We start from the raw sequence: 21,544 nt of genomic DNA, 5'->3' as shown, positions 1-21,544 counted from the left end.
GTACACAAATTAAATCATGTTTTGCGAATATCCGCTCTGTCATTTCACTACCCACCACCGCACTTGCCGTATACAGCCCTTCCAGCTGCTGCGCTATTTTATTTGTACCTGCCGTTTCATGCAAAATCCGGCTTACTCTATGACTGATTCTAACTCATCTTAATGAGAGAAATGACAGGTTTTATCAAAACGGTTTAACGAACTTACGTTCGTTAATTGGCGTGGAAACGGTGATTTTATGCCTATTATATCCGGTTTACAAAAGATTCGTTTTGATCTAACACTGCTTTTACAAAACCGGTTTAATGTTACTTCTTGAAAAGAGAACGATCTCTAATCGGATTGAAGGTGAAAGCGAGGACGACGAGAGAATGGCAACGATTGATGACGTCGCGAAGGCGGCAGGCGTATCCAAAGGAACCGTATCCAATGTGTTTAGCAAAAAAAGGCCGATCAGCAAAGAGGTCAGTGAGCATGTGCTGAACATCGCCAAACAATTGAATTATAAACCGAACTATTGGGCGCGGAGCTTGGTCAATAAGACAACCCGCATCATCGGCTTGAACATTCCGGGCGAACAGTTCAAGTTCAGTCAATTTCATTTGTCATTGCTGAACGGCGTGCTGCGGGTTTGCTTCGATCAGGGCTACAGACTGCTCGTCAACACCCTTTCGTCGTCTTATTCCAATCAGGTTGAAAACTTGTCTTCCGACCCCGTTGACGGTGAAATCTTACTCGATCCGGCCGTTGGAGATCTGCGAATAACCGATAGGCTGCACAATGAGGTGCCGATCGTGATCGTCGGAAGACCGCATAAGGAATACGATACCCGTGTCTCTTATGTGGACAATGACAATACGGGGATCGCGGAGCAGGTGTCCCGGCATCTCATCTCCCTCGGTCACCGCCGTATTTTATTTTTGAATGCGCCCGAGGGACGCACTGTCGCAGAAGACCGGGGGCTCGGCTTCCTGCGCGCTTTCCAGGACGCCGGTTTGGCAACTTCACCGGAGTGGATCGTACATAAACCGGATCAAATCTCCTCATCGTATTCGTTTGGCTATGAAACGACCCTTTCCATGCTGAAGGCGAACCCGGACATCACCGCCGTCATCGCCGATACGGACACGATGGCTTTAGGAATTTACAAGGCGGCTGAAAAGCTGAATCTGCGCATTCCGGAACAATTGTCCGTATTTGCGTTCAGCGATGACTCCGTGTTTTCGCCGGAATTCAACCCGCCGCTTACCGGCGTTCGCTTAAATGCGGAGCAGCTGGGCGAAGAAGCGGCCGCAATGCTTATTGAACAACTGGCGTCCAAGAGCAGAACAGCCAAGCGTACGCTGGTACCAGCGGAACTGGTGATGCGCGGGTCCTGCTCGAAACCGCCGGAACTATAAAAGGAGGCAATATTCATGAAAAAAACATTGGCAACTCTCTCCGTGCTGGCGATTTCAGGAAGCTTGCTTTTATCTGCGTGCGGCCAATCCGGCAACGGCGGCAACAACACGGCACAAGGAAGCAGCACGACTCAGCAGCAGACAGCTGAGAGCAAAACCCCGGACAGCAGCAAGAACAGCGGCACGAACAACAGTACGGACAGCAGCTCGGAAGGAATGAAGCTGCGCGTGCTGGCGGGAAATGTCGGGGGTAAAACGCCCGAAGAGAACAAGCAGTTCGAAGAGGCGCTCAAGAAGCTGACCGGTATTGACGCAACTGTCGAAAGACCGCCGAGCGAATACGATCAAAAAGTGCTGACGGCGCTCAGCTCCGGAGAGAAATACGATTTAATCGAATTGAGCGACCTGGGCAAATTAAACCAATTCATCAAGCAGGGCGTCGTCTCCGATATGACGGAATTTGCCCAATCCTCGAAAGTGCTCTCCGATCCGGCCGTTATCCCGACCATTGAATGGGAGCAGCTGAAGGGAGAAGACGGCAAAGTATACGGCGTATTCGTGAAGTTTCAAGGCGGCACGATGCCGATCGTCCGCAAGGACTGGCTGGACAAGCTGCAGCTCAAGGAACCGGCAACGCTGGACGAGTTCTATAACGTGCTGAAGGCGTTCAAGGAGAAGGACCCGGACGGCAACGGCAAAAATGACACGTACGGACTTTCCACCTCCGGATTGTACGACATTCAAGGCTTTATGAGCGCGGCGGGACTCAAATACCGCTATGTGATGAAGGACGGCAAACGGACGATTCCTTATGCAAGCGATGCGGCTATTCCGATGTATGAATGGTTTGCGAAGCTGGTGAAAGAAGGCATTATGGACCCGAACTTCATTACGAATGATACCGGAAAAATGCGCAATTTGTTTCTGACGGACCGTGTCGGCATGGTTACGTATTGGGATGCGTGGGTCGGCATGTTCAACAACTTGCGCAAGGAACAGGACCCGAACACGACGTTCCAGGCCAAAGGCATCCCCGGCATTCCCGACGCTGAGGGCAATCGTCTTATGCGGCGCGGCGATCCGGACTTCTGGATCGTTCCGGTCAATGCGGAAAATCCCGATGCCGCGAAGAAGTTTCTGGAATTCTGGCATTCGGAAGAAGGCATTACGCTCGGAAGCCTCGGTATCGAAGGCGTCGATTACACGAAGGAGAACGGCAGCTTCGTCCTGACGAAAACCGGCAAAGAGCACAATATGGACCACGGCATTCCGTTCTGGTACAACCAAAACGTGAAAGCGCCTTTCGGCAAGCTGCCCGGCGTTGAGGATGCGCAGTCCATTGCAACGCAATACGCGACGCTTGAGCTGTCGCTGCCGGGATGGGCAGACGCGGAAAAAATCGTTCAAAACTATGCGCTGAAGGCGATGTCCGGACAAATGCCCGCGAAGGATGCCGTTCAAAGCATGCAAAAAGAGCTGAAAGCGGCCAATTTGATCGACGAGTAGCTCTCGCTTGAGACGTGACGGAGCCAAACGGACATTTCCGTTTGGCTTTCTTTTCCAAAGGTGAGAAAGTATAAAGTTTCAAACCGGATAGGACGTGAACGAATCGGATGAAAGTGTTTCGGAAATACGCCGCTTTATATTTGATGATGCTGCCCATCGTCATTTATTTTCTCGTTTATTCGTATTATCCGCTGTTCAAAGGGCTGCAAATCAGCTTTCAGGATTATCGGCTGATGGGCAACAGGCCCTATATCGGATTGGATAACTATATTAAAGTTGTGCACGACCCGATCTTCTGGCAATCGTTCGTCAACACGCTCGTGATTAGCGTCGGAATATTGCTGTTCGGCTTTATCGCTCCGCTCATCATCGCGCTGTCCTTAAACGAAGTGCTAAACGTCTGGTTCAAAAAAGCGGCGCAAATGATTTTGTATATCCCTCACCTGCTCTCATGGGTGGTTATAGGGGGGATGTGGATTTTTCTGCTCTCGCCTGATATCGGTCTTGTGAATCAGCTTCTTTCCAGAACGATCCAGCTGCAGCCGGTCCATTTCCTGGCCGATTCCTTCTGGGCAAGGTGGGTCATGATCGGAGTCGCCACATGGAAAGATATGGGGTATACGTGCATTCTGTTTCTGGCGGGCATCGTTTCGATTAACCCCTCGCTTTACGAAGCTGCGCGGATGGACGGCGCCTCGCGCTGGCAGCAGGTTCGGAATGTGACGCTGCCGCAGCTCGCCAATACGATGAAAGTGATTTTTTTGCTGAACACGCTCGGGATTTTGCGTATCTTTGACCAAGTATTTATTTTCCGCAACCCCTCGACTGCGTCCAAAGTGGATGTGCTGATGATGTACACCTATCAAAAGGGCATTATGGATCTGCAGATCGGGACTGCAGCCGCCGCAAGCTTTTTCGTTGTGCTGTTTACGCTCATTCTCACTTTGATCGTCCGGAAATTAACGCGTTTTGACGAGGTGTAAACGATGAATCGAATACGATACGACCGTCAAGGGGCGTTGAACAAGCTCTTTGATACGCTCAACCTGCTCTTTCTGCTGTTCCTTATGTTAACGATGATCATTCCGTTCCTGAATGTAATCGCGCTGGCCTTCTCTTCAGGCGTTTCTTCCATGCAGCCCGACATCATTTTGTTCCCCAAACAATTCAGCGCCGAAGGCTTTGCCATTGTCTGGAACAGCCTTGATATTTGGAAGCCGTTTCTGAACAGCGTCATCGTCACCGGAATCGGGACGGTGCTGCACGTTCTGCTCTCCAGCTTCGCCGGTTATGTGCTGATGCATCCTTTTCTCCCGGGAAAAAAATTGATGGTCACGTTCATCTTAATTACGATGATGATTCCCCAAGAGGCGATTATGATTCCACTTTATGTCGTCAACAAAGATTTGCATCTTCTCAATACGCTTACCGTGCTCGTCTTGTCGGGCCTCGTATCCGGATTTTCCATTTTGCTCATGCGGAATTTTTTCCTGGGCGTGCCTTACGAAATGGCGGAATCGGCCAAAATGGACGGCGCGGGGGAGCTCCGCATCTTTAGTACGATGTACATGCGTCTGGCGACGCCCGGCTTGGCGACCGTGACGCTGTTTGAATTCGTGGGCCGTTGGAACATGTTTACGGCGCCGGTGCTTTTCATTAATGACAGTACGAAATATACGCTTCAGGTCGCCCTTAAGTCGATGATTATCGATGCCAATTCGACTTCGGGCACCTATCTGCTGACGACTAATGTGAAGATGGCGGGCATCATCATCGCTATTATTCCGCTCATCGCTATTTATCCGTTTGTTCAAAAGTTTTTTATGAAAGGCATCATGCTCGGAGCCAGTAAAGAATAGAGAGGTTGATCGAAATGAAGATTCAGCGGATGATAGGCAAACATGAAGAGCAAACCTATCTTGAAGTGCCGTTTGAGGTTAATGGCGAAATCGAACGGATCGAGGTTCGTTACCGTTACGATAATCCGGACGGCAGAGCCGTCATCGATATCGGTTTACGGTCGCCGGAGCGCATTGCAGGTTGGAGCGGCGGAGCCCGGGACGAATTTTTTGTCGCGCTGGAGAAAGCGACGCCCGGCTATTTGGCCGGTCCGATCACGGAAGGGACCTGGTACGTCCTTCTTGGCGCGTATCGGGTTCCGGATGATGGCTGCACCGTGACGATTGAGATTGAGCTGACGACAAAACATGGCCGCTGGATGAAGGGCGATCTGCATATGCACAGCCTGCACAGTGACGGATCTTATACGATTGCGGAAGTAATTGAAATATGCAAGGAAAGGGGGCTGTCGTTTATCGCGCTTACCGATCATAATACAGCGTCCCAAAACAAGACGGCAGCCAATTCCGATGATCAGCTGCTGCTCATTCCCGGCGTCGAGCTAACGAGCTACAAAGGACATGCCAATATATTGGGACACCCCGATGCGCTGGACGATTTCCGGGTTTTGACGCCGGACCATGGCTCAAATGTACTGCAAAAAGCAGCCGGCCGTGGCGGTCTGGTATCGCTCAACCACCCCTTTTGTCCGGATTGTCCTTGGGAACTTGGTTTTGATGTTTCTTTTGATGCGGTTGAGGTATGGAACGGTCCCTGGCGTCCGCTTAATGAGGCTGCCGTCGGCTGGTGGCATAAGCAATTGTGTGAAGGGCGCAGGCTTCCGGCAATCGGCGGCAGCGATACGCACAGACCGGATCTGTTTGTTCGGCACGGCAGGCCGACAACGCATGTATGGGTGGAAGCCGAGACCGTCGACGATGTTTTGACTGCGGTCCGGACGGGGCGGGTTGTCCTTTCCTGCGATCCGGATGATACGTTCATTACGCTCGCTTCCGGTTCCAGCCGGATCGGAGACGAGATCGAAATGGACGGATTGGAGCACATTGAACTGACGCTGGAGGTGCATCGCGCGAACAACGACCGGGTCAGCCTATGGTCCGACTGCGGTTTGGAACAGGAATGGATTGTGGACGGAAATGCTGAGTTAACATGTGCCGCAGCGGCGGACCGGTTATTTTACAGGGTAGAAGCGCGCCGCTACATTCCAGAGATGGACAAGACGATCATGACCTGCCTGACGAACCCGATTTACTTGCGCGGAAGCGGGAAAGCGGGAGAAGGCCAGTGAATCTGCATACGGAGACTGCGGCGATAAACCGTCCCATGCTGCCAAAGGCGGCGAAAGTGCTGCTGTGGATTATCGGGTTCAATTCGCTTGGAAACAGTCTCTCCAATATTTTCATTAATGTGTATTGGCTCAAAATTACGCAGGACGTCTCCGAGACACTGATGTTCAATTGGATTTCGTATTTGGCTTGGCTGCCTGCTTTTGCTGCGGCGGGCTGGCTCAGCAAAAAAGCGGCGCGCAGCAAGGCGTTGTGGATCGGCAGTCTGCTGCAGGTGCTGTTTTATGTAGCGGTTCTCGGGTTGGGAGAACGTTCCGCAAATTGGCTGGAGGCGCTTGGCGTCTTGTATGGAGTCGGTTCAGGCTTTTACTGGCTTGCCGCCAATGTGCTGACCGTCGATGTTACCCGTCCAGCAAACCGCGACTGGTTTAACGGCTTGAACGGCATCTTCGGCTCGCTCAGCGGCATGTTCGGTCCGCTGCTCGCCGGCTGGGTCGTTGCGGTTATGCCCGGCTTTGCCGGCTATACGACCATTTTTGTGGCGGCGTTTCTATGCTTCCTGCTGTCGCTGCTCGCTTCTTTTCTGCTGCCGGCCGATTCCGTGCCGGGAGCTTTCGAATGGCGCCGGATGCTCGGCGTTTGGAAGAAACAGCGCGAATGGCGGCAAATCTCGTGGGCGTTCGTTTTTATCTCGTTCCGTGAAGGCGTGCTGTCGATCGTCATTTGGCTGTGGATTTATATGGCGACCGGAAGCGAGAATACGACAGGCAATTACGCCTTCGTTACGACATTTCTTTCCGTTGTCGTCTTTTATCTGATCGGCAGGTATGGGCAGGAACGGCACAGATGGCTTTTCCTCACGTGGGGGACTACATTGTTAAGCTTGTCGCTGATCGGAATTACGGTGCATTTGAACCCGTGGACGCTGATGCTGTTCGCGGTACTCGACGCCGTCAGCAAGCCGATGTTCAACGCGCCTTTCTTTACTATCTCGTATAACGCCGTCAGCCGGCACGATCTGAAAGGACAAATCCGCGTCGAGCTGATGGTATGGAGGGAATTGGCATTAAGCGTCGGCAGAATCGCCAGCGTCGGATTGCTGGTCTGGCTTTATAAAGCGACGGATCCGGCGAATACGTTAAGCTGGTTTTTGCTGGCCGTCATTGCCGCCGGGGTGCTGCCGGTTTATTTTTTAAGGACATTGTTCAACCGCCATCCATCCAGCTATTCTTAAACCATCAAGCGGTTCGAGCAGGAATGGAGATTTCGCACATATTCATAGTGCCGGCAGTTACGCCGGAATTGTTTTTCATATGATTGCCTGAGAGCGCCCGTGCAGGGCGCTTTTTATGTTCTTACAATTCGAACTCATTCCCGCTATTCGGGAGAGTGCCGTTTCGTTGACCGGTTGTATATGTGATGATGTCGTTAGATTCAGTCACATCATATATCACGAATGGAGGAGGAACTGCGATGCCGATGCAAGTGGTCAACAAAGCGATCAAAATGGATTTTCCTACGATGGGGGTTCCGGATACGAAGGCGTTTCTGGGGGACGTGCTCAGTTCGAGCGATCAGGAAAAAACGATTACAAGCGGATTCTTCCGTATGGAAAAGTCAAAGCCGCTTTCGTACACCTATACCTACGATGAAATGAAAATCATTGTGGAAGGCGAAATGACGATTACCGATGAAACGGGCAAAACCGTAAATGTCGTTCCCGGCGATGTGCTCTACTTTGAAAAAGGCAGCCGGATTACGTTCGACTCGCCGGATTACGGAATCGGATTTTTCTGCGGATTGCGTAAAGTAGGCGAAGCTTAAGCCGGCATGCTTGTGAGATTGACGGCTCGATGACTTGTTTCATCACACCAATTTGAATCGGGAGGTACCTGAAGTTATGTCTAATACTGCATCCTATGAATATGTAAGCCAAAAGCCTGGCGTTGTATTAATAAAAGCTGGCACGACGCCTCTGAAAGAGTTGAACGGATTGCTGGGCCTGCCTACTTTGGACAGCCAAATTAAAGATATACCGATTACAGCGGACAGCAATCCGCTTTCGGCCGGGCGTTTCGTGATGCGTCCATCCGTCGATTTTGAATTCGAATACACGTTTCTGGAAGTGAAAGTCGTTGTTTTCGGCAAAATCGTGATTCGGGACGAACAGAATGTGAAGTATGTAGCCGAAGCGGGCGACATCCTCGTATTTACTCCGACGACAAAGGTGATTTTTGACGGCGAAAGCGACGGCGAAGCGGTTTACTTCGCCCATCGGCTGCCGGCGGATGTTTTCCTGTAAGCAGCAACGATGATTGCAGCGGCTCCAAATATTCAAGGACGCTCAGGCATTCTTTTATATGCGGGGCCGCTTTTCATTGAAGGGAGAGATCAGACATGGACAAATTGCAATTGCACCGGACGGAAATAAAAGCAGCCCCGTTGCTGGAACGCTTCCCATTTCCATTTCAAGGCGACTCGTACCGGTACTCCAACAATTCCAGGGCGCTCACGCCACCGGTTTGCACCGATATCACACCCGAGTATTATGAAGAAATCGAAGAGAAACGAAAGCTGCTGGACCGTTATCCCGAACGCACGTTTCAGGCCGCCCCTCATACGCTCGAGGCGCAGTGGGAAATCATGTCCATGCTGATGAAGGAGCTAGCTTCGGTGCACGCCGATTATTTTTCGCTCGATATGAAAGGGGATCAATGGACGTTTTACAATCGGCTGCTGGATGAAACATGCACGTTCGTTTTTGGAGACCCTTCTACGCTCCCGTATGAACCGCTGGATTTTATCGGCAGACATATCCAAGAGGACCTGATCTACCTGCAGCAAAGAGACGGGGATTTGTATATGGACGCAGGTCAGTTGTGCTTCCCGGCTAACTGGTCGCTGGCGTTTGATCTCGGCATGACCTATTTGCAATTCCATTCCCCGGTACCGATTTACTCGGACAGCGGGCTTGCGGAGAAGGTGCTCGGCTTCCTGCTGCGAATGGAAGCGGGCAAGCCTTGGACGCGGATCAATTGGACGTTGAACGTTGGACCGAGATTGGATACGTCTCCGGAAGCGTTCGGGGAATGGGGGCGGGAAAAATTCGGACTGAACCTGGACAATGTCGGCGAGATCATGCACCTGCGCTCCGAAGACCAGCGGCTGTTCCGGATCCCTGGCAGCAATGGGATATTATTCAGCATACATACCCATCTGCTGCCATTTCAGGAGTTGATCCGCAATCAGGTTTGGGCGGAGCGGTTTTGCAAGGTGCTGGAAGATTTGCCCGATCCGCTGGCGGATTATAAAGGGTTTATTTCCTATAAACCATTATTGATTGAGTATCTGAAACGGCATATTTGATTAGACCCGGCGACGTTAGGGGGAGCAGGCTTGGAAGAAATCAAATGCGGAATATTGCAGGGAGAGACGTTAGGGAAAGCATTTTACATGATTAATGCCGAGATTTTGGAAGGGAGTTTAGCGGAGCCGGTGGGATTGATATCAAGCGGCATCTGGTTAAATGAACAGCGGCTGGGTATTCCCGTTTCATTCCTCAAGCTGGGTACAGACTTCAATCGGCAACTAAAACTTTACGTGGATATCCGATTATGCCCGGACAATGTGAGGCCTATCATCACGGATACGAAATCCGGTACACTTCGCATGCAACAGCCTGATCAAACGGTTGCACTGGAGGGCAGGAAACAGCTGTTGTTTATCGACGATTCCGGTGTTCTGCCGGCATTGCCGTCTCTTTTGGGGCTGGCGAGATCAGGGGCACAAATTGAAGTCTTCCGTATGAACGCAAGCGATAAAGCTGCCTCGAACGCATTACGAAACTACATCAAAAGGATGGATTTTTCAATCCGTTCGATTCGAGGCGGCGGGGAACAAGGCATCGCCGCAGCCATTAAGGAGCAAACGATTGGAACCCGGATTATGGCCTTCTGCGACTGGCGTGATTTCTCCCGCATTAAACGGATCGCCCGTCAGAGCGGCTACGCGAACGAGGAATTTCAAGGGATTGGTATTGGCGAAAAAGAGGAACGTGTATTTTGCGCTCATTGTTATGAAATGCAGCCTAAACCGAACGGGAGTGAGATGGATTGCGTACGCTGCGGCAGTCCGCTTCTTATTTCCAATCATTATTCGCCGCGGCTGGAGGCGTTCATGGGTTATGTTAACGTCAACGAGTAAGGAGTGTCACTTGGATGCATAACGCCAACATTAAAGTAAAGGTTACGGAAGCGGTACAGGAGACGCCGCTAGTGAAACGCTTCAAGCTGGTTCCGCTAACGGGGCGGCTTCCATGGTATTCAGCCGGCGCCCATATTACGACTTATTTGCAGAAGCAGGATGAATTTCTGGAGAGGCATTATTCGCTGGCCGGCAATCCGAGGGATAGAGACTCCTACACGATTGCCGTCAGGCTTAGCCAACAGTCACGAGGCGGGTCGGAGTTCTGGCATACCCAGGTGAAAGCCGGAGATGAACTCGAGATCAGCCATCCGAAAAATCATTTGCCCGTCAGCTTCGAGGCGAGGCATCATATTTTTATTGCAGCGGGCATCGGGATTACCCCATTTATGGCGATGATGGCGGAAATGAAGGCGGCCGGGAAATCGTTCGAGCTTCATTATGCAGCCGCTTCCGAACAATACTGTCCGTTTTATTCTTTTATTCAATCCCATTACGGGGAACAAGCCCATTTTTATTTTTCAAGTGAATCGAAGCGGATGCCTACGATGGTCATGTGGAATCAGCCGATCGGATCTCACGTTTATTTCTGCGGTCCGGAAGCGATGATTACCCAATTCAGACAGGCGGCGCAGAGCTATGGGTATCCTCCGTCCAGCATTCATTTCGAGCTGTTTACGCCTCCGAACCAAGGTCCTTGTCATCCGTTCGAGGTGGAGTTAACCGGCAGCAACATCGTGCTGCAAGTGCCCGAAGACCGGAGTCTGCTGGATGTTCTTCTGGAAAAAGGAATCGAAGCTCCTTATTCCTGCAAAATCGGGGGATGCGGCAGCTGCGAGGTGGAAGTGGAGGAAGGAGAGGTGGATCACCGCGATTTTTTCCTCTCCGAGCAGGAGAAGAAGAAACGCAATGCGATGATTACGTGCGTCTCGAGAGCGAAATCGAATCGGGTATCGATCCGGTTGTAATAGCGTGAAGAAGCCTTGACAGGAACGATCCTGGTCAAGGCTTTTTGGTTTACCATTTTTCTGCTACTGTCCAAGCGCGTCTTTTCCATGCTCTCCTGTACGGATTCGGATCACATCCGATATATCGGTCGTGAAAATTTTTCCGTCGCCGACTTGACCGGTACGTGCGGCTTCCATGACTGCTTCCACCGTTTGTTCGTAGATGTCATCGCGAATGACAATTTCAATCTTATTTTTCATGATAAAGTCGGTTTGATATTCAACGCCCCGGTACACGGTTTTTACCCCTTTTTGAATCCCTTGCCCGCGCACGTCGCTGATCGTCATTCCTTTTATGCCGAGCTCATGAAGCGCAGCGGTTACGCTGCTCAGTTTTTCCGGACGGATAATGATCGTAAGCAATTTCATAAGCCAAAGCTCCCTCCCAGATAATCAGGTCTATGACGTCATTATCGCTGATTAACAGATTGGACGTATCGGAAAATCTCATTATTCGAGAAAAGGGTCAAAAATCGGCAGCGACAAAAAAATATGGTTTTCCCGTTATACAGGAAACCGAGGTATGGCACTGCCGGTTTACGAGCTACTATTTAGCTATAGCAACATCCTATTTCGAAAAAGTGAGGGGAACCAACATGGAGCAGATCACCGTCAAGCTCGGAAACCATCCACTTGAGCCGCTTAGCAAAGAAGAAATTTTGGCAGCCGTACAAATTTTGAAGGTAGAGAAACAACTGGGCGATGCCGACCGGTTTGTCTCGGTCATGTTGAAAGAGCCGAAGAAGGAAGTCGTGCTCAGCTTTGACGGTACGCAAGCTTTCGACCGCCAAGCGTTCATTATTATTCTGAACAAGCAAGATAACGCCACTTATGAAGCCGTCGTTTCGCTGAATGAACAGAAAGTGGTTTCATGGACGCATGTTCCCGGCGTTCAGCCGACGATCATGCTTGACGAGCAGGTGGAATGCGAAGAAATCGTGAAAAAGGATGCGACCTTCCTGGCAGCGCTGCAACGTCTCGGAATCGATACACCGGAGCTTGTGATGGTTGATCTTTGGTCGCCGGGCAATTGGGGAACGGAAGAGGATGCGAACGTCCGCTTGGCCCGCCCGCTTATTTTCCTGCGCAGCGACGAGAAGGACAACGGCTATGCCCGCCCGCTGCCCCTCGTTCCGATCGTCGATCTGAACAAAATGGAAGTTTTGCGCGTGGAAGAATATGAATATACGAAAATCCCTTCGAAAGAATTCAATTATACGCCGGATCGGGTTGGCCCGCTGCGCACCGGCATCAAACCGGTTGAAATTACGCAGCCGGAAGGACCGAGCTTCACCGTCAACGGACATGAGGTGGAGTGGCAAAACTGGAAGTTCCGCATTGGCTTCAACGCAAGAGAAGGATTAACGCTGCATACCGTTTCATATAATGACGGTGGGCAGGAACGTCCGGTCATGTACCGCGGGGCACTGTCCGAGATGGTCGTTCCTTACGGAGATCCGGGTCCGATCCAAAACCGGAAAAACGCTTTTGACAGCGGGGAATACGGCATCGGCCAGCTGGCGAACAGTCTGGAGCTCGGCTGCGACTGCGTCGGTTATATCAAGTATTTCGATGCCGTCATGACTAACAGCAAGGGCGAGCTCATGACGATTAAAAACGCGATTTGTATGCATGAGGAAGACTACGGCATCCTGTGGAAGCATACAGACTGGCGGACAAACGATGTTGAAGTCAGACGCTCGCGGCGGATGGTTGTCTCGTCCGTTTCGACGGTAGCCAACTACGAGTATGGTTTCTTCTGGTATTTGTACCAGGACGGCAATATTCAATTTGAAGTGAAGCTGACAGGCATTCTGTCCACAGCAGGTCTTCATCCCGGCGAAACGCCGAAATACGGCAATTTGGTCGGTCCGGACCTGTACGCTCCGAACCACCAGCACTTCTTCAACGTGCGTATGGATATGCAAATCGACGGTAACGAGAATTCCGTCTATGAAGTCAACGTCGTACCGGAAGAGCTCGGCGAAGGCAATCCGCGCGAGAGCGGATTCTATGCGAAATCGACTCTGCTGGAGACGGAACAGCAGGCCATTCGCGATATTAAGCTGGAAACGGCCCGCTACTGGAAGATCGTGAATGACAACGTGAAGAATGAGCTGGGCCAATCGGTAGGCTATAAAATCGTGACGGGCGAGAACTGCTTCCCGTTCGCTTCCGACAACTCCAGCTTGATCAAGCGCGCCGGCTTCATCAAGCATCACCTGTGGGTGACGCCGTATAACGAGGATGAGCTGTACGCATCCGGCAAATACCCGAATCAGCACATCGGCGGAGACGGCCTCTCGGTATGGGCGGAACAGGATCGTTCGGTTGCCAATACAGATATTGTCGTTTGGTACACGATGGGTCATACCCACGTTCCGCGTCCGGAGGATTGGCCGGTCATGCCAGCCGCCTACATCGGCTTTATGCTGAAGCCGGTCAGCTTCTTCAATCAGAACCCGGCGATTGACCTCCCCCCTTCACCAAAGAAAAACAGCTGCAGCAGCGCGGTCAAAGAGAGCGGCTGCCACAGCTGAACGTAGAGGAGTGTTCATGTGATGATACAGAAAATGAGTTCCATGGGTAAGCAATCGAAATATTCCGCTCTTTCCGTTGTTTCCCTGCTGGCGGTTCTGCTTCTGCATCTCATTCACTGGCTGTCGACCCCTTTCCTGATGGGTGCCGCTTCTAAAATGCATTCGCATCACCATGATCTGTCGGGGAGCGGCTCCAGTGTGATGACACTGCTCATGCTTGCGCTCGTAATCGCGAATTTGATCAGTATGTATCTTGCCGTCAGGCAGCTGGCGATGGCATGGAAAAAACGGGAGGGCAGCAGGCATCATTCGTATCTTTGTACCGGAGTTTCATTAGTTGTTCTTGGTATGGGCATCTATACGACGATTTCCCTTTAAGTAACAGGATCGTTAAACTGGCTGGCGCTCAATAAGCGCCAGCTTTCCTTTTGGAGCAAGATTTGAATTTGGACTCGAATCATTCATCTTAAATGCACCAAATGGCCGGTCAAGGGGAATAGCTTCCTTGTCCGGCCATTTGACTTTATTGGAATGTCTACTTACCGGTGTGATAAAAATCACCCGTTCGGGTGATAGTTAAATTCATGCCAATATTTCATAATAGTATTACATAGATATGTTAAAAAACGTAACATAAATTTTTGAATTGTTTTATTTTTTTCGTAATTACAGATAAATGGTCATAAAATATAACGCGATGGGTGGATGAGGATCATGTCTGTCATTTCTAAAGCGATTAATATTTTAGACATTCTGGTGCCGCAGGGGAATGAAAAGGAGGTAAGTGTCACCGAAATCAGCAGGGAGCTTGAGATGCCGGTTCAGAGCGTGCACCGAATCTTGGTTTCTTTATCTCAGCATGGATTTGTTTCGCAAAATAACAAGACCCGAAAGTATAAACTCGGTTTATGCATGATGAAGTACGGGTTCCTAATGCAAGACAGTTTAATGCTGAGATCAACCGCCAGACCGTTCATGGAGGAACTGTCGAAACAAACGAAAGAAACCGTCTATTTGGCCATGAGGGAAAATATGGAAGGTGTCTATATTGACAGCATCGATTCCTCCCAAGCCCTGAAAATATCCGAGCCGATAGGGTTAAGGCTGCCGCTGTTTATCGGCGCATCAAACCGGGTTATACTGGCTTACCTGCCGCAAAAAACAAGAGAGAGAATATTAGCGGATGTGGACTGGTCTTCCGTCTCGTCCTTGAAACCGCTGACCCGCGAGTTTATAGACAAAGAACTGGAACAGATACGTGAACAGGGCTATGCCGTAACCTCGGGAGAGGCTACCGAAGGAACGACAGGCATCGGAGCTCCGATCTTCTCTTACGAGAATACGGTTATCGGCTCTCTGAACTGTGCAGGCCCGACGCAGCGGTTTACATCTGAAAATATTGAGAAAATCAGCTTTTATCTTAAAAAATATGCTCATCTCATCTCAAAGGAACTGGGGTACCGCAAACTTTATCGCTTGTAACTAATTTTGCAGGCAGGAACCTTAGGGTGCCTGCCATTATTTATTGACCCAATATGCTACCCACGGTCAACTTTAGCTCGAGGCCTGGTGGCTATGAACCATTGCAAACAAAGAATAAAGATAAAAAGAAGCTCAATGGCATCGCCACCGTAATACATTAGCATGCCGCCTGTTTCCGCCTCGGCTGCAGGAACGCAGGCAGGCGGCTTGGCATAAATCGTCTTGGAGAGGATACCGTGACCGGCCAATGCCGTAACTAGTACGACGGCACGGTAAACGAAGCTCGTCCGGTGCGGTGTCGGATCAATAGAGATCATAGACACCGTGAAAAGGTAACCGGCAAAGAATACATGAATTTGCACTGCCATATGCAGAAGCATGTTTTGCTGCATCGCCGTATATAAGTTGGTTGTGTAAAGTACCCATAGCCCCCCGACATTGAGGGTGGAGGCAACAATAGGGTCACTAATAATTCGTATGGGCCAGCTTCTTAAGAAGAGCGAAAAGCGGCGTGCCGAACTTACGTTGAGAGACCGTAATATAAGAGTCACCGGGGCAGCTAGCACCATAAGAAGTGGAGCCGCCATGCCAAGGAACAGATGACCGAGCATATGGGTTGTGAAATCCATGCGCGCGCGATCAGCTAGAGGCCCTGCAACAGCAGCGACGGCGCAGAAAACACCGGTTACCCAGAAGGCGGTACGGTACATTGGGCATAACTTGTTTCGACGATTGGATGTAACAACCGCAACAAGATAAGCAATCAATACCATCACAAACGGTAATGATAAGATAAGCTGGGGCAAAATTCCTTACGTGTGATGAATGTAGCTCCCAGTACCGTATTTGAGGTAATTATTCATATGCATTTTCGGCAATAGTGCCTGCTTGTTTTGATTGACTTCGTGTGCGAATCAGGAGAATGAAGCCCACTACAATCATTACAACGGCAGATATGTTCCAAACCAGGTCGTAGGGTAAGATGTTCACGTTGTAGCGAATCTGATGCAGCTCCATTTGTTTATGTTGAACGATGCCGTCATATAACTGGAATCCCCCTGCCCCAAGGAATATACCACCTACCCACCTCGTTCGCCGCCATGCGCTTCTGCGGCGAAGGTCAGCAACCATAAACAACGATCCAACCGTCGCAAACCAACTAAAAGCATGAAAAAAACCATCTGAAACGAGGCCAATTTCATTCGTTGCTTTATCATAGAAATGATGCCAATGCGGCAGTTGATGAAAAACAGCTCCATCTATAAAGGCGACTAAACCAAGGCCGAAAAGAATACCCGACCATAGATTTCGACTTAAGTATGCAGAACGATCCATATAGGCAGCCTTATTGTTTGGATTTACATTTTTAGAATTCATATGCAACTCCCGTGTGTAAATCGTTGTTTCTTTGTTCTTATTCCACTATATCCAAATTAGTAAAATATAAACGAAATCAGCCGAAATACACATCTAATTTTGCCTTGGCACTCAAGAAAATATTTCCACTTCGATTTAAAGATAATTTATGCTATGATGATGTCAGGTTTTATTACATATTGATTTCAGGAGGGATTTGCTGTGGTGAACTTGTCACCGGACAGTATGCGGAAAGTTTTATCTTTCATGGATGATATTTCTTCGCATCGTGAACCTGATCTGACACACTGGCTGTCTTCATTTGAGAGCACATTCGGGTACTCACAATCCTTGCTCTGGTCGTGTGACAAAAACCTCAGCATCCACTGCATCACATCCCGTAATATTGAACAGCGCGCCATCGAAGAATATGACCAGTATTTTTACAGCCTGGATTTATTGGCGCCCAAAGTTGTATCACCGATGCTTAAGGAAGGTCGTGTATTGAGGCTTCGGGATATCGTGCCTGGGGCAGCATATGAGAAAAACCCCTACTACCACGATTATATGCTCAAGTACCAGCACTATCATTTGATGACGGTATATCTGGTCAGCGGTCAAAGGGTGGTGGGTCTGATTGACTTGATAAGGTCGAAGAATGAAGCGCCATTCAGTGATGAAGAAGTGATGAAATTGGAATTTATTGCACGGTTTCTGTCGCAGCGTCTGGAAATGTACAAACAAACCGTACCGTTCTTTGCAGAGAATACTCAAGTGCAGTTAACGCGAAAGGAAAAAGAGATTTTGGAATATGTCCGAAAAGGGTATTCTAACGAAGAGATATCCGCACAGCTCTACATCAGCGTCAACACGGTCAAAACCCACTTGTTAAACCTCTACCGCAAGACAGGCGCCTCGAACCGAACGGAACTTTCCTATAAAATGATCCTATGAACTTTATCCTCCCCTAATGATTCGTCCCAAAATTTTACATAAAAGAACCTCCAAATCCACTGCAGAATAGTGGGGTCGGAGGTTCTTTTGGCAGGTTCAATACATAGATAATTTTACATTGGGATCCGTTTCTTTTTTCTCAACCGATCATGTTTTTGCCTAATGCTGTTTGGTTCGCAATAGGTTGATTCACTTCATATTGGTCAATAGCCGGATTTACCATCTCGCTTCGGCCTGCTTCAAATGTATTATAAGCTGCTTCCCCATGGAGGCTGATGTCAAGCCCATTCGTCTCTTCTTCTTCCGTTACACGGATCGGCATCACCGATTGAATAAGCTTCAATATAACAAACGTGCCGACGGAAGCGAGCAGAACGGCGACTCCAATCTCGATCAGCTGATGGACTAGCTGCATCGGATTGCCGAAAAGGAGCCCGTTATTTCCTGCGGAATTAATTTCTTTGTTGGCAAAGATTCCTGTTGCCAGAGCGCCCCAAATGCCGCCGATTCCGTGGACGCCGAACACATCCAATACATCATCATATTTAAGTTTGGATTTTAAAACATTAACCGCCCAGTAGCAAACAACGCCGGCGCCTCCTCCGATAACAAGAGAGGAAAGGACGGATACGTAACCGGCGGCTGGAGTAATGGCTACCAGCCCGGCAATAATTCCGGTGACGGTACCGAATAAGGTCGCTTTTTTGCGAAGCATCCATTCCATTGCTCCCCAGACAATTCCTCCCGCACAAGCCGCGAATTGTGTCGTGGCAATGACATGTCCGGCCAAGCTGCCGGCAGAAAGTGCGCTGCCTCCATTGAAGCACATCCAGCCAAACCAGAGGCACATTGCACCGATCATGAAGAACACCAGATTGTGAGGGGGAGATGTACGATTCGGGAATGTTCTTCTCGGGCCAAGAATGATTGCGGCGACCAGTGCACTAACGCCTGAAAGAATGTGTACTACGGTTCCGCCCGCAAAGTCGAGTCCGCCGATTTTGGACAGCCATCCGCCTCCCCAGACCCAGTGGGCCATCGGCACGTAGATAAGAGTCACCCATATCGGTGCAAATAAAACCCAAGCCGAGAAACGGATTCGTTCTGCGACGGAACCTGCGATCAGTGCCACCGTTATTGCGGCAAACAGCGCTTGAAAGACCGCAAATAAAATATGAGGGATCGTAAGCGAACCGAATGGCAATTGGTCAACGCCGTTGAAGCCGATATAATCGAGTCCCCCGATCCAACCGCCTACATCAGTGCCGTATGCAAGCGAATGCCCCCATAGCACCCAAACGACACTAATAATAAGCATGCTGCTCGTGTTTAACATGATGACGGATAGAACATTTCGCTGTCCAACCATGCCTCCGTAATATAAAGCGAGACCGGGAAGGAACATGAAGATCACGATCGCGGTGGAGACAAGCAGCCAGGCCGTATCCCCGGAATCAATGGTCGGCGTCTCGCCGGCCGCGAATGCTGCTGCGGGGAAACTGAACATAAAGGTGAAAAATAGGCCAACCATTAACCAAACCCAGCGCGTTGGTCGAAGCATGGAGCTTCCTCCTAACCATAAACTTTTTTTCACTCAAAGCCACCCCAATTCGTAACGTGTAATATAACATGACATCATATTAACTTACTTATACACTTTGATTACATACGGACTTCCCGAATTTCGGGAAAATAGCAAATTCACATGTTTAACATGTAGTTTAATGTCGTCTCGCTTAAGCGGGTGCAGGGGGTAAGCATGCCAAGCGCATCTGACAGCGGGATTCGTCGATACGTTTCGGTTACGCGCCCGTCTGTATACAGAAATTGGCGGCTGGTTCGAAGCTGTTCGCGCTCGGAATCGGTTAGTTTGTGAGAGCTGTTAATGGAGGCGAGTACGCAGTTTTCGGCTTCGGGGCAGCTTCCGATTTGAATATCGGCATTCTTCGTTCGTCCAGTGGCAGAATACGCGAGGGCAGAAAGGATCCGGGTTTCCGCACTGCTGACCGTTTCGGCGAGAAAAGTCGCCGATGATGGGTCCAGTGTTTCTGCGGCAGCACGCTCGTAAAGAGCAACCGTGTTTACAGGCGCTGCGTCCGGAACGAGCAAACGGGTAATTCCCCGGTCGTTAATAGCTTCGAGAATTTGCTCAGCTTCATCGGCAACATCAACTTCTTTGTGAGACGGCCATATATCCATCCAATAATGATCCATATAGCGATCGCCGACATGAAAGATGTAAAATTCGGGGTAAATTCTTAAACGGCCGGGCTTGTTGCCCAACTGCTCTCGATAGAAATCGTAAAACTTAGCCATAGCGGCCATAAGCAAAGCACTTGCCCCGATCCCGCCGCCTGGCTGGCGCACGACGAAACCGATGCGGTCGAGCCGGTTGAATCCGGGAAAAATATGTTCCAGGGAAGCGGGGCGGCCGCATGCCGAGAGCTCGAAATCGGCTGAATGTATCTTTGTCGTTGTATGCATGTTCAACAGCTCCTTTTCTTTATTAAAGTAGGATGATTATAGCTTCTCTCGCTCGATTGGCGCAGAACCTTTTCCGCATAACCGGGAAAATTTAAAAATATAGCTCTTCAAGATTAAATATTTGACTTTTCCAATAAACGGGAAGGTGACATGACACCTCTCCTAAGTCTGTGGAACAATACTGTCATGAAATCGAACATGAACAAAAGGGAGAGATCGAGGATGGCGCTAGACAAAGTTATCGATGACAGTTTGTTGATGAAAGTTCCGGCATGGTGGAATTGCATCCCTGGATATGAAGATATGCGGGAGAAAGCAAAGCTTGTCGGCGAGCAGGTTCTCCGCCCGAACGCCGATATTTCCGACCGGGAAGGGGTCTATCCGAAAGTCAGTCTGCAGGCACTGGCTGATGCCGGTTTCGGCGCAGTTACCGTTCCGAAACAATACGGCGGACTCGGTACCGGTTGTTCCGGGTTTGCAGTGCTTGCCGAAACGTTTGCCCAATATTGCGCTTCCACCACAATGGTGTGGGTGATGCACACCGCAGCGGTTCAAACGCTGTTTGCGGCCGGAACGGAAGAACAGAGACAGCGGTATATTCCTAAAGTTGCGCGCGGAGAAATCGGAGGCTTAGCTTTTAGCGAACCGGCGACAGGCAGTCACTTCTGGAACGTCGTCAGCAAAGCGCCCCGGACTAGCGGAGGATATTTGCTCAATGCGGACAAATCGTTCGTCACCAGCGCAGGTCAGGCGGATTGGTATATTGTCGAAACGAACTCTCCGGACAGCACAAAATCCGATCCGTTAATGTTTTTGATCGTCGAGAACGATCAGCCGGGAGTCGAAGCGTTTCCGTTCGATGCGCTTGGGCTGCGCGGAAACAACAGCGGTCCGATGAAATATAAAGATGTTTTCGTGCCTGCTTATAACCGGCTGGGCGATGAAGGCGGAGCCGGATTTTACAACGATACCGTTATCGATCCGTTCTTCTTGCTCGGGTCAAGCGCTTGCTGGGTCGGAATTGCGCAGGGAGCAATCAGTATGGCGGTCGAGCAGGCGAAGAAAAAGGTTCATCGCGATACCGGCCAATCGGTTGCAAGCTACCAGGTCATCCGCCATGAAATGGCCAAGGCGCAAATTTTGGTCGACAGCGCAAGAAGCATGCTGTACCGCGTAGCCGAGAAGATGGACGAGACGACTGCAAAAGGAGTTGGGCTGGATACGTGTTTGTATCCGCTGTGGGAATTAAAAACGCATGCTGCCGACATCGTCATTGATGTCACCAACAAAGCACTGCAAATTTCGGGCGGCCGGGGTTACTTGCGCGGAGGTGTCGAACGGTATATGCGGGACGGACGCGCGGGCGCGGTAATGGGGCCGACAAACGAGATTTTGCGCGACTGGATTGGAAAAACGTTGATCGGACTGCCTTGGCTCGAATAGGCGGTACTACCAAAGGAGGGTTA

21 protein-coding genes are annotated in these 21,544 nt (G+C 50.1%); 16 read left to right on the top strand and 5 right to left on the bottom strand.

All coding sequences use genetic code 11. From position 1 onward, the window contains the following. Nucleotides 1-371: 371 nt before the first annotated feature. The 11 genes from VN24_RS01195 (at nucleotide 372) to VN24_RS01145 (ending at nucleotide 11,223) form a co-directional block, all read left to right on the top strand. The gene (locus tag VN24_RS01195; protein WP_045668927.1) at nucleotides 372-1,400 is read left to right on the top strand and encodes a LacI family DNA-binding transcriptional regulator; all 1,029 of its coding nucleotides are present in this window, start codon (nucleotides 372-374) and stop codon (nucleotides 1,398-1,400) included. A 15-nt stretch (nucleotides 1,401-1,415) separates the two neighbouring features. Further along, on the top strand, nucleotides 1,416-2,906 hold the full coding sequence (locus tag VN24_RS01190; RefSeq protein ID WP_045668926.1) for an extracellular solute-binding protein: 1,491 nt from the start codon (nucleotides 1,416-1,418) through the stop codon (nucleotides 2,904-2,906). 107 nt (nucleotides 2,907-3,013) lie between these two features. Next, complete coding sequence (locus tag VN24_RS01185) at nucleotides 3,014-3,889, top strand: ABC transporter permease subunit (RefSeq protein ID WP_045668925.1); 876 nt, start codon at nucleotides 3,014-3,016, stop codon at nucleotides 3,887-3,889. A 3-nt stretch (nucleotides 3,890-3,892) separates the two neighbouring features. After that, nucleotides 3,893-4,765 carry a carbohydrate ABC transporter permease gene (locus VN24_RS01180; protein ID WP_045668924.1) on the top strand — a complete coding sequence of 291 codons (873 nt, stop codon included), beginning with the start codon at nucleotides 3,893-3,895 and terminating at the stop codon, nucleotides 4,763-4,765. A gap of 14 nt (nucleotides 4,766-4,779) precedes the next feature. Further along, complete coding sequence (locus tag VN24_RS27230; protein WP_045668923.1) at nucleotides 4,780-6,054, top strand: PHP domain-containing protein; 1,275 nt, start codon at nucleotides 4,780-4,782, stop codon at nucleotides 6,052-6,054. Then, nucleotides 6,051-7,286 (top strand): MFS transporter, encoded by a 1,236-nt coding sequence (locus VN24_RS01170; RefSeq protein WP_045668922.1) that lies wholly within the window; start codon nucleotides 6,051-6,053, stop codon nucleotides 7,284-7,286. The genes VN24_RS27230 and VN24_RS01170 overlap by 4 nt, the downstream gene beginning before the upstream one ends. A gap of 239 nt (nucleotides 7,287-7,525) precedes the next feature. Then, nucleotides 7,526-7,876, top strand: coding sequence for a cupin domain-containing protein (locus VN24_RS01165; protein ID WP_045668921.1), 351 nt, complete (start codon nucleotides 7,526-7,528; stop codon nucleotides 7,874-7,876). Nucleotides 7,877-7,952: 76 nt separating this feature from the next. After that, the gene (locus tag VN24_RS01160) at nucleotides 7,953-8,354 is read left to right on the top strand and encodes a cupin domain-containing protein (RefSeq protein WP_045668920.1); all 402 of its coding nucleotides are present in this window, start codon (nucleotides 7,953-7,955) and stop codon (nucleotides 8,352-8,354) included. 95 nt (nucleotides 8,355-8,449) lie between these two features. Next, nucleotides 8,450-9,418 carry a heme-dependent oxidative N-demethylase family protein gene (locus VN24_RS01155; protein WP_045668919.1) on the top strand — a complete coding sequence of 323 codons (969 nt, stop codon included), beginning with the start codon at nucleotides 8,450-8,452 and terminating at the stop codon, nucleotides 9,416-9,418. 30 nt (nucleotides 9,419-9,448) lie between these two features. Then, nucleotides 9,449-10,255 carry a dimethylamine monooxygenase subunit DmmA family protein gene (locus VN24_RS01150; protein WP_045668918.1) on the top strand — a complete coding sequence of 269 codons (807 nt, stop codon included), beginning with the start codon at nucleotides 9,449-9,451 and terminating at the stop codon, nucleotides 10,253-10,255. A 14-nt stretch (nucleotides 10,256-10,269) separates the two neighbouring features. Next, on the top strand, nucleotides 10,270-11,223 hold the full coding sequence (locus VN24_RS01145; RefSeq protein ID WP_045668917.1) for a PDR/VanB family oxidoreductase: 954 nt from the start codon (nucleotides 10,270-10,272) through the stop codon (nucleotides 11,221-11,223). Nucleotides 11,224-11,286: 63 nt separating this feature from the next. Here VN24_RS01145 and VN24_RS01140 read toward each other — a convergent pair whose 3' ends face one another. Beyond that, a complete protein-coding gene (locus tag VN24_RS01140; RefSeq protein WP_045668916.1) occupies nucleotides 11,287-11,631 on the bottom strand; it encodes a P-II family nitrogen regulator in 345 nt (114 codons plus the stop codon). A 227-nt stretch (nucleotides 11,632-11,858) separates the two neighbouring features. Between VN24_RS01140 and VN24_RS01135 the strand changes: the two genes are divergently transcribed. From VN24_RS01135 to VN24_RS01125, 3 genes are all read left to right on the top strand, one after another. Continuing rightward, nucleotides 11,859-13,802, top strand: coding sequence for a primary-amine oxidase (locus tag VN24_RS01135; RefSeq protein WP_045668915.1), 1,944 nt, complete (start codon nucleotides 11,859-11,861; stop codon nucleotides 13,800-13,802). A 21-nt stretch (nucleotides 13,803-13,823) separates the two neighbouring features. After that, nucleotides 13,824-14,180, top strand: coding sequence for a hypothetical protein (locus VN24_RS01130; RefSeq protein WP_045668914.1), 357 nt, complete (start codon nucleotides 13,824-13,826; stop codon nucleotides 14,178-14,180). A 336-nt stretch (nucleotides 14,181-14,516) separates the two neighbouring features. Continuing rightward, nucleotides 14,517-15,284, top strand: coding sequence for an IclR family transcriptional regulator (locus tag VN24_RS01125; protein WP_045668913.1), 768 nt, complete (start codon nucleotides 14,517-14,519; stop codon nucleotides 15,282-15,284). 56 nt (nucleotides 15,285-15,340) lie between these two features. Here the strand turns inward: VN24_RS01125 and VN24_RS01120 are convergent, their stop codons facing one another. Together VN24_RS01120 and VN24_RS01115 are read right to left on the bottom strand one after the other, a co-directional pair. Beyond that, nucleotides 15,341-16,090: a cytochrome c oxidase assembly protein gene (locus tag VN24_RS01120; protein WP_338012214.1), complete on the bottom strand. Its 750-nt coding sequence runs from the start codon at nucleotides 16,088-16,090 to the stop codon at nucleotides 15,341-15,343. A 49-nt stretch (nucleotides 16,091-16,139) separates the two neighbouring features. After that, entirely contained in the window at nucleotides 16,140-16,661 is a 522-nt protein-coding gene (locus tag VN24_RS01115; protein ID WP_045668912.1) for a DUF2243 domain-containing protein, read from the bottom strand. Between the two features lie 204 nt (nucleotides 16,662-16,865). Between VN24_RS01115 and VN24_RS01110 the strand changes: the two genes are divergently transcribed. Beyond that, the gene (locus tag VN24_RS01110; protein WP_148505176.1) at nucleotides 16,866-17,594 is read left to right on the top strand and encodes a helix-turn-helix transcriptional regulator; all 729 of its coding nucleotides are present in this window, start codon (nucleotides 16,866-16,868) and stop codon (nucleotides 17,592-17,594) included. A gap of 139 nt (nucleotides 17,595-17,733) precedes the next feature. Here VN24_RS01110 and VN24_RS01105 read toward each other — a convergent pair whose 3' ends face one another. Both VN24_RS01105 and VN24_RS01100 read right to left on the bottom strand, forming a co-directional pair. Then, nucleotides 17,734-19,053 carry an ammonium transporter gene (locus VN24_RS01105; RefSeq protein WP_202967423.1) on the bottom strand — a complete coding sequence of 440 codons (1,320 nt, stop codon included), beginning with the start codon at nucleotides 19,051-19,053 and terminating at the stop codon, nucleotides 17,734-17,736. Nucleotides 19,054-19,295: 242 nt separating this feature from the next. Then, nucleotides 19,296-20,078, bottom strand: a complete 783-nt coding sequence (locus VN24_RS01100) for a hypothetical protein (protein ID WP_045668910.1) — start codon at nucleotides 20,076-20,078, stop codon at nucleotides 19,296-19,298. A 222-nt stretch (nucleotides 20,079-20,300) separates the two neighbouring features. Here VN24_RS01100 and VN24_RS01095 point away from each other — a divergent pair, with 222 nt between their 5' ends. Further along, nucleotides 20,301-21,521 (top strand): acyl-CoA dehydrogenase family protein, encoded by a 1,221-nt coding sequence (locus VN24_RS01095; protein ID WP_052702723.1) that lies wholly within the window; start codon nucleotides 20,301-20,303, stop codon nucleotides 21,519-21,521. Nucleotides 21,522-21,544 lie beyond the last annotated feature (23 nt).

The sequence above is a fragment of the Paenibacillus beijingensis genome, assembly GCF_000961095.1.
Classification (GTDB): Bacteria; Bacillota; Bacilli; order Paenibacillales; family Paenibacillaceae; genus Paenibacillus_O; species Paenibacillus_O beijingensis.
The sequence above is the reverse complement of the archived record's forward strand: the minus strand, read 5'-3'. Positions and strand labels throughout refer to the sequence as shown.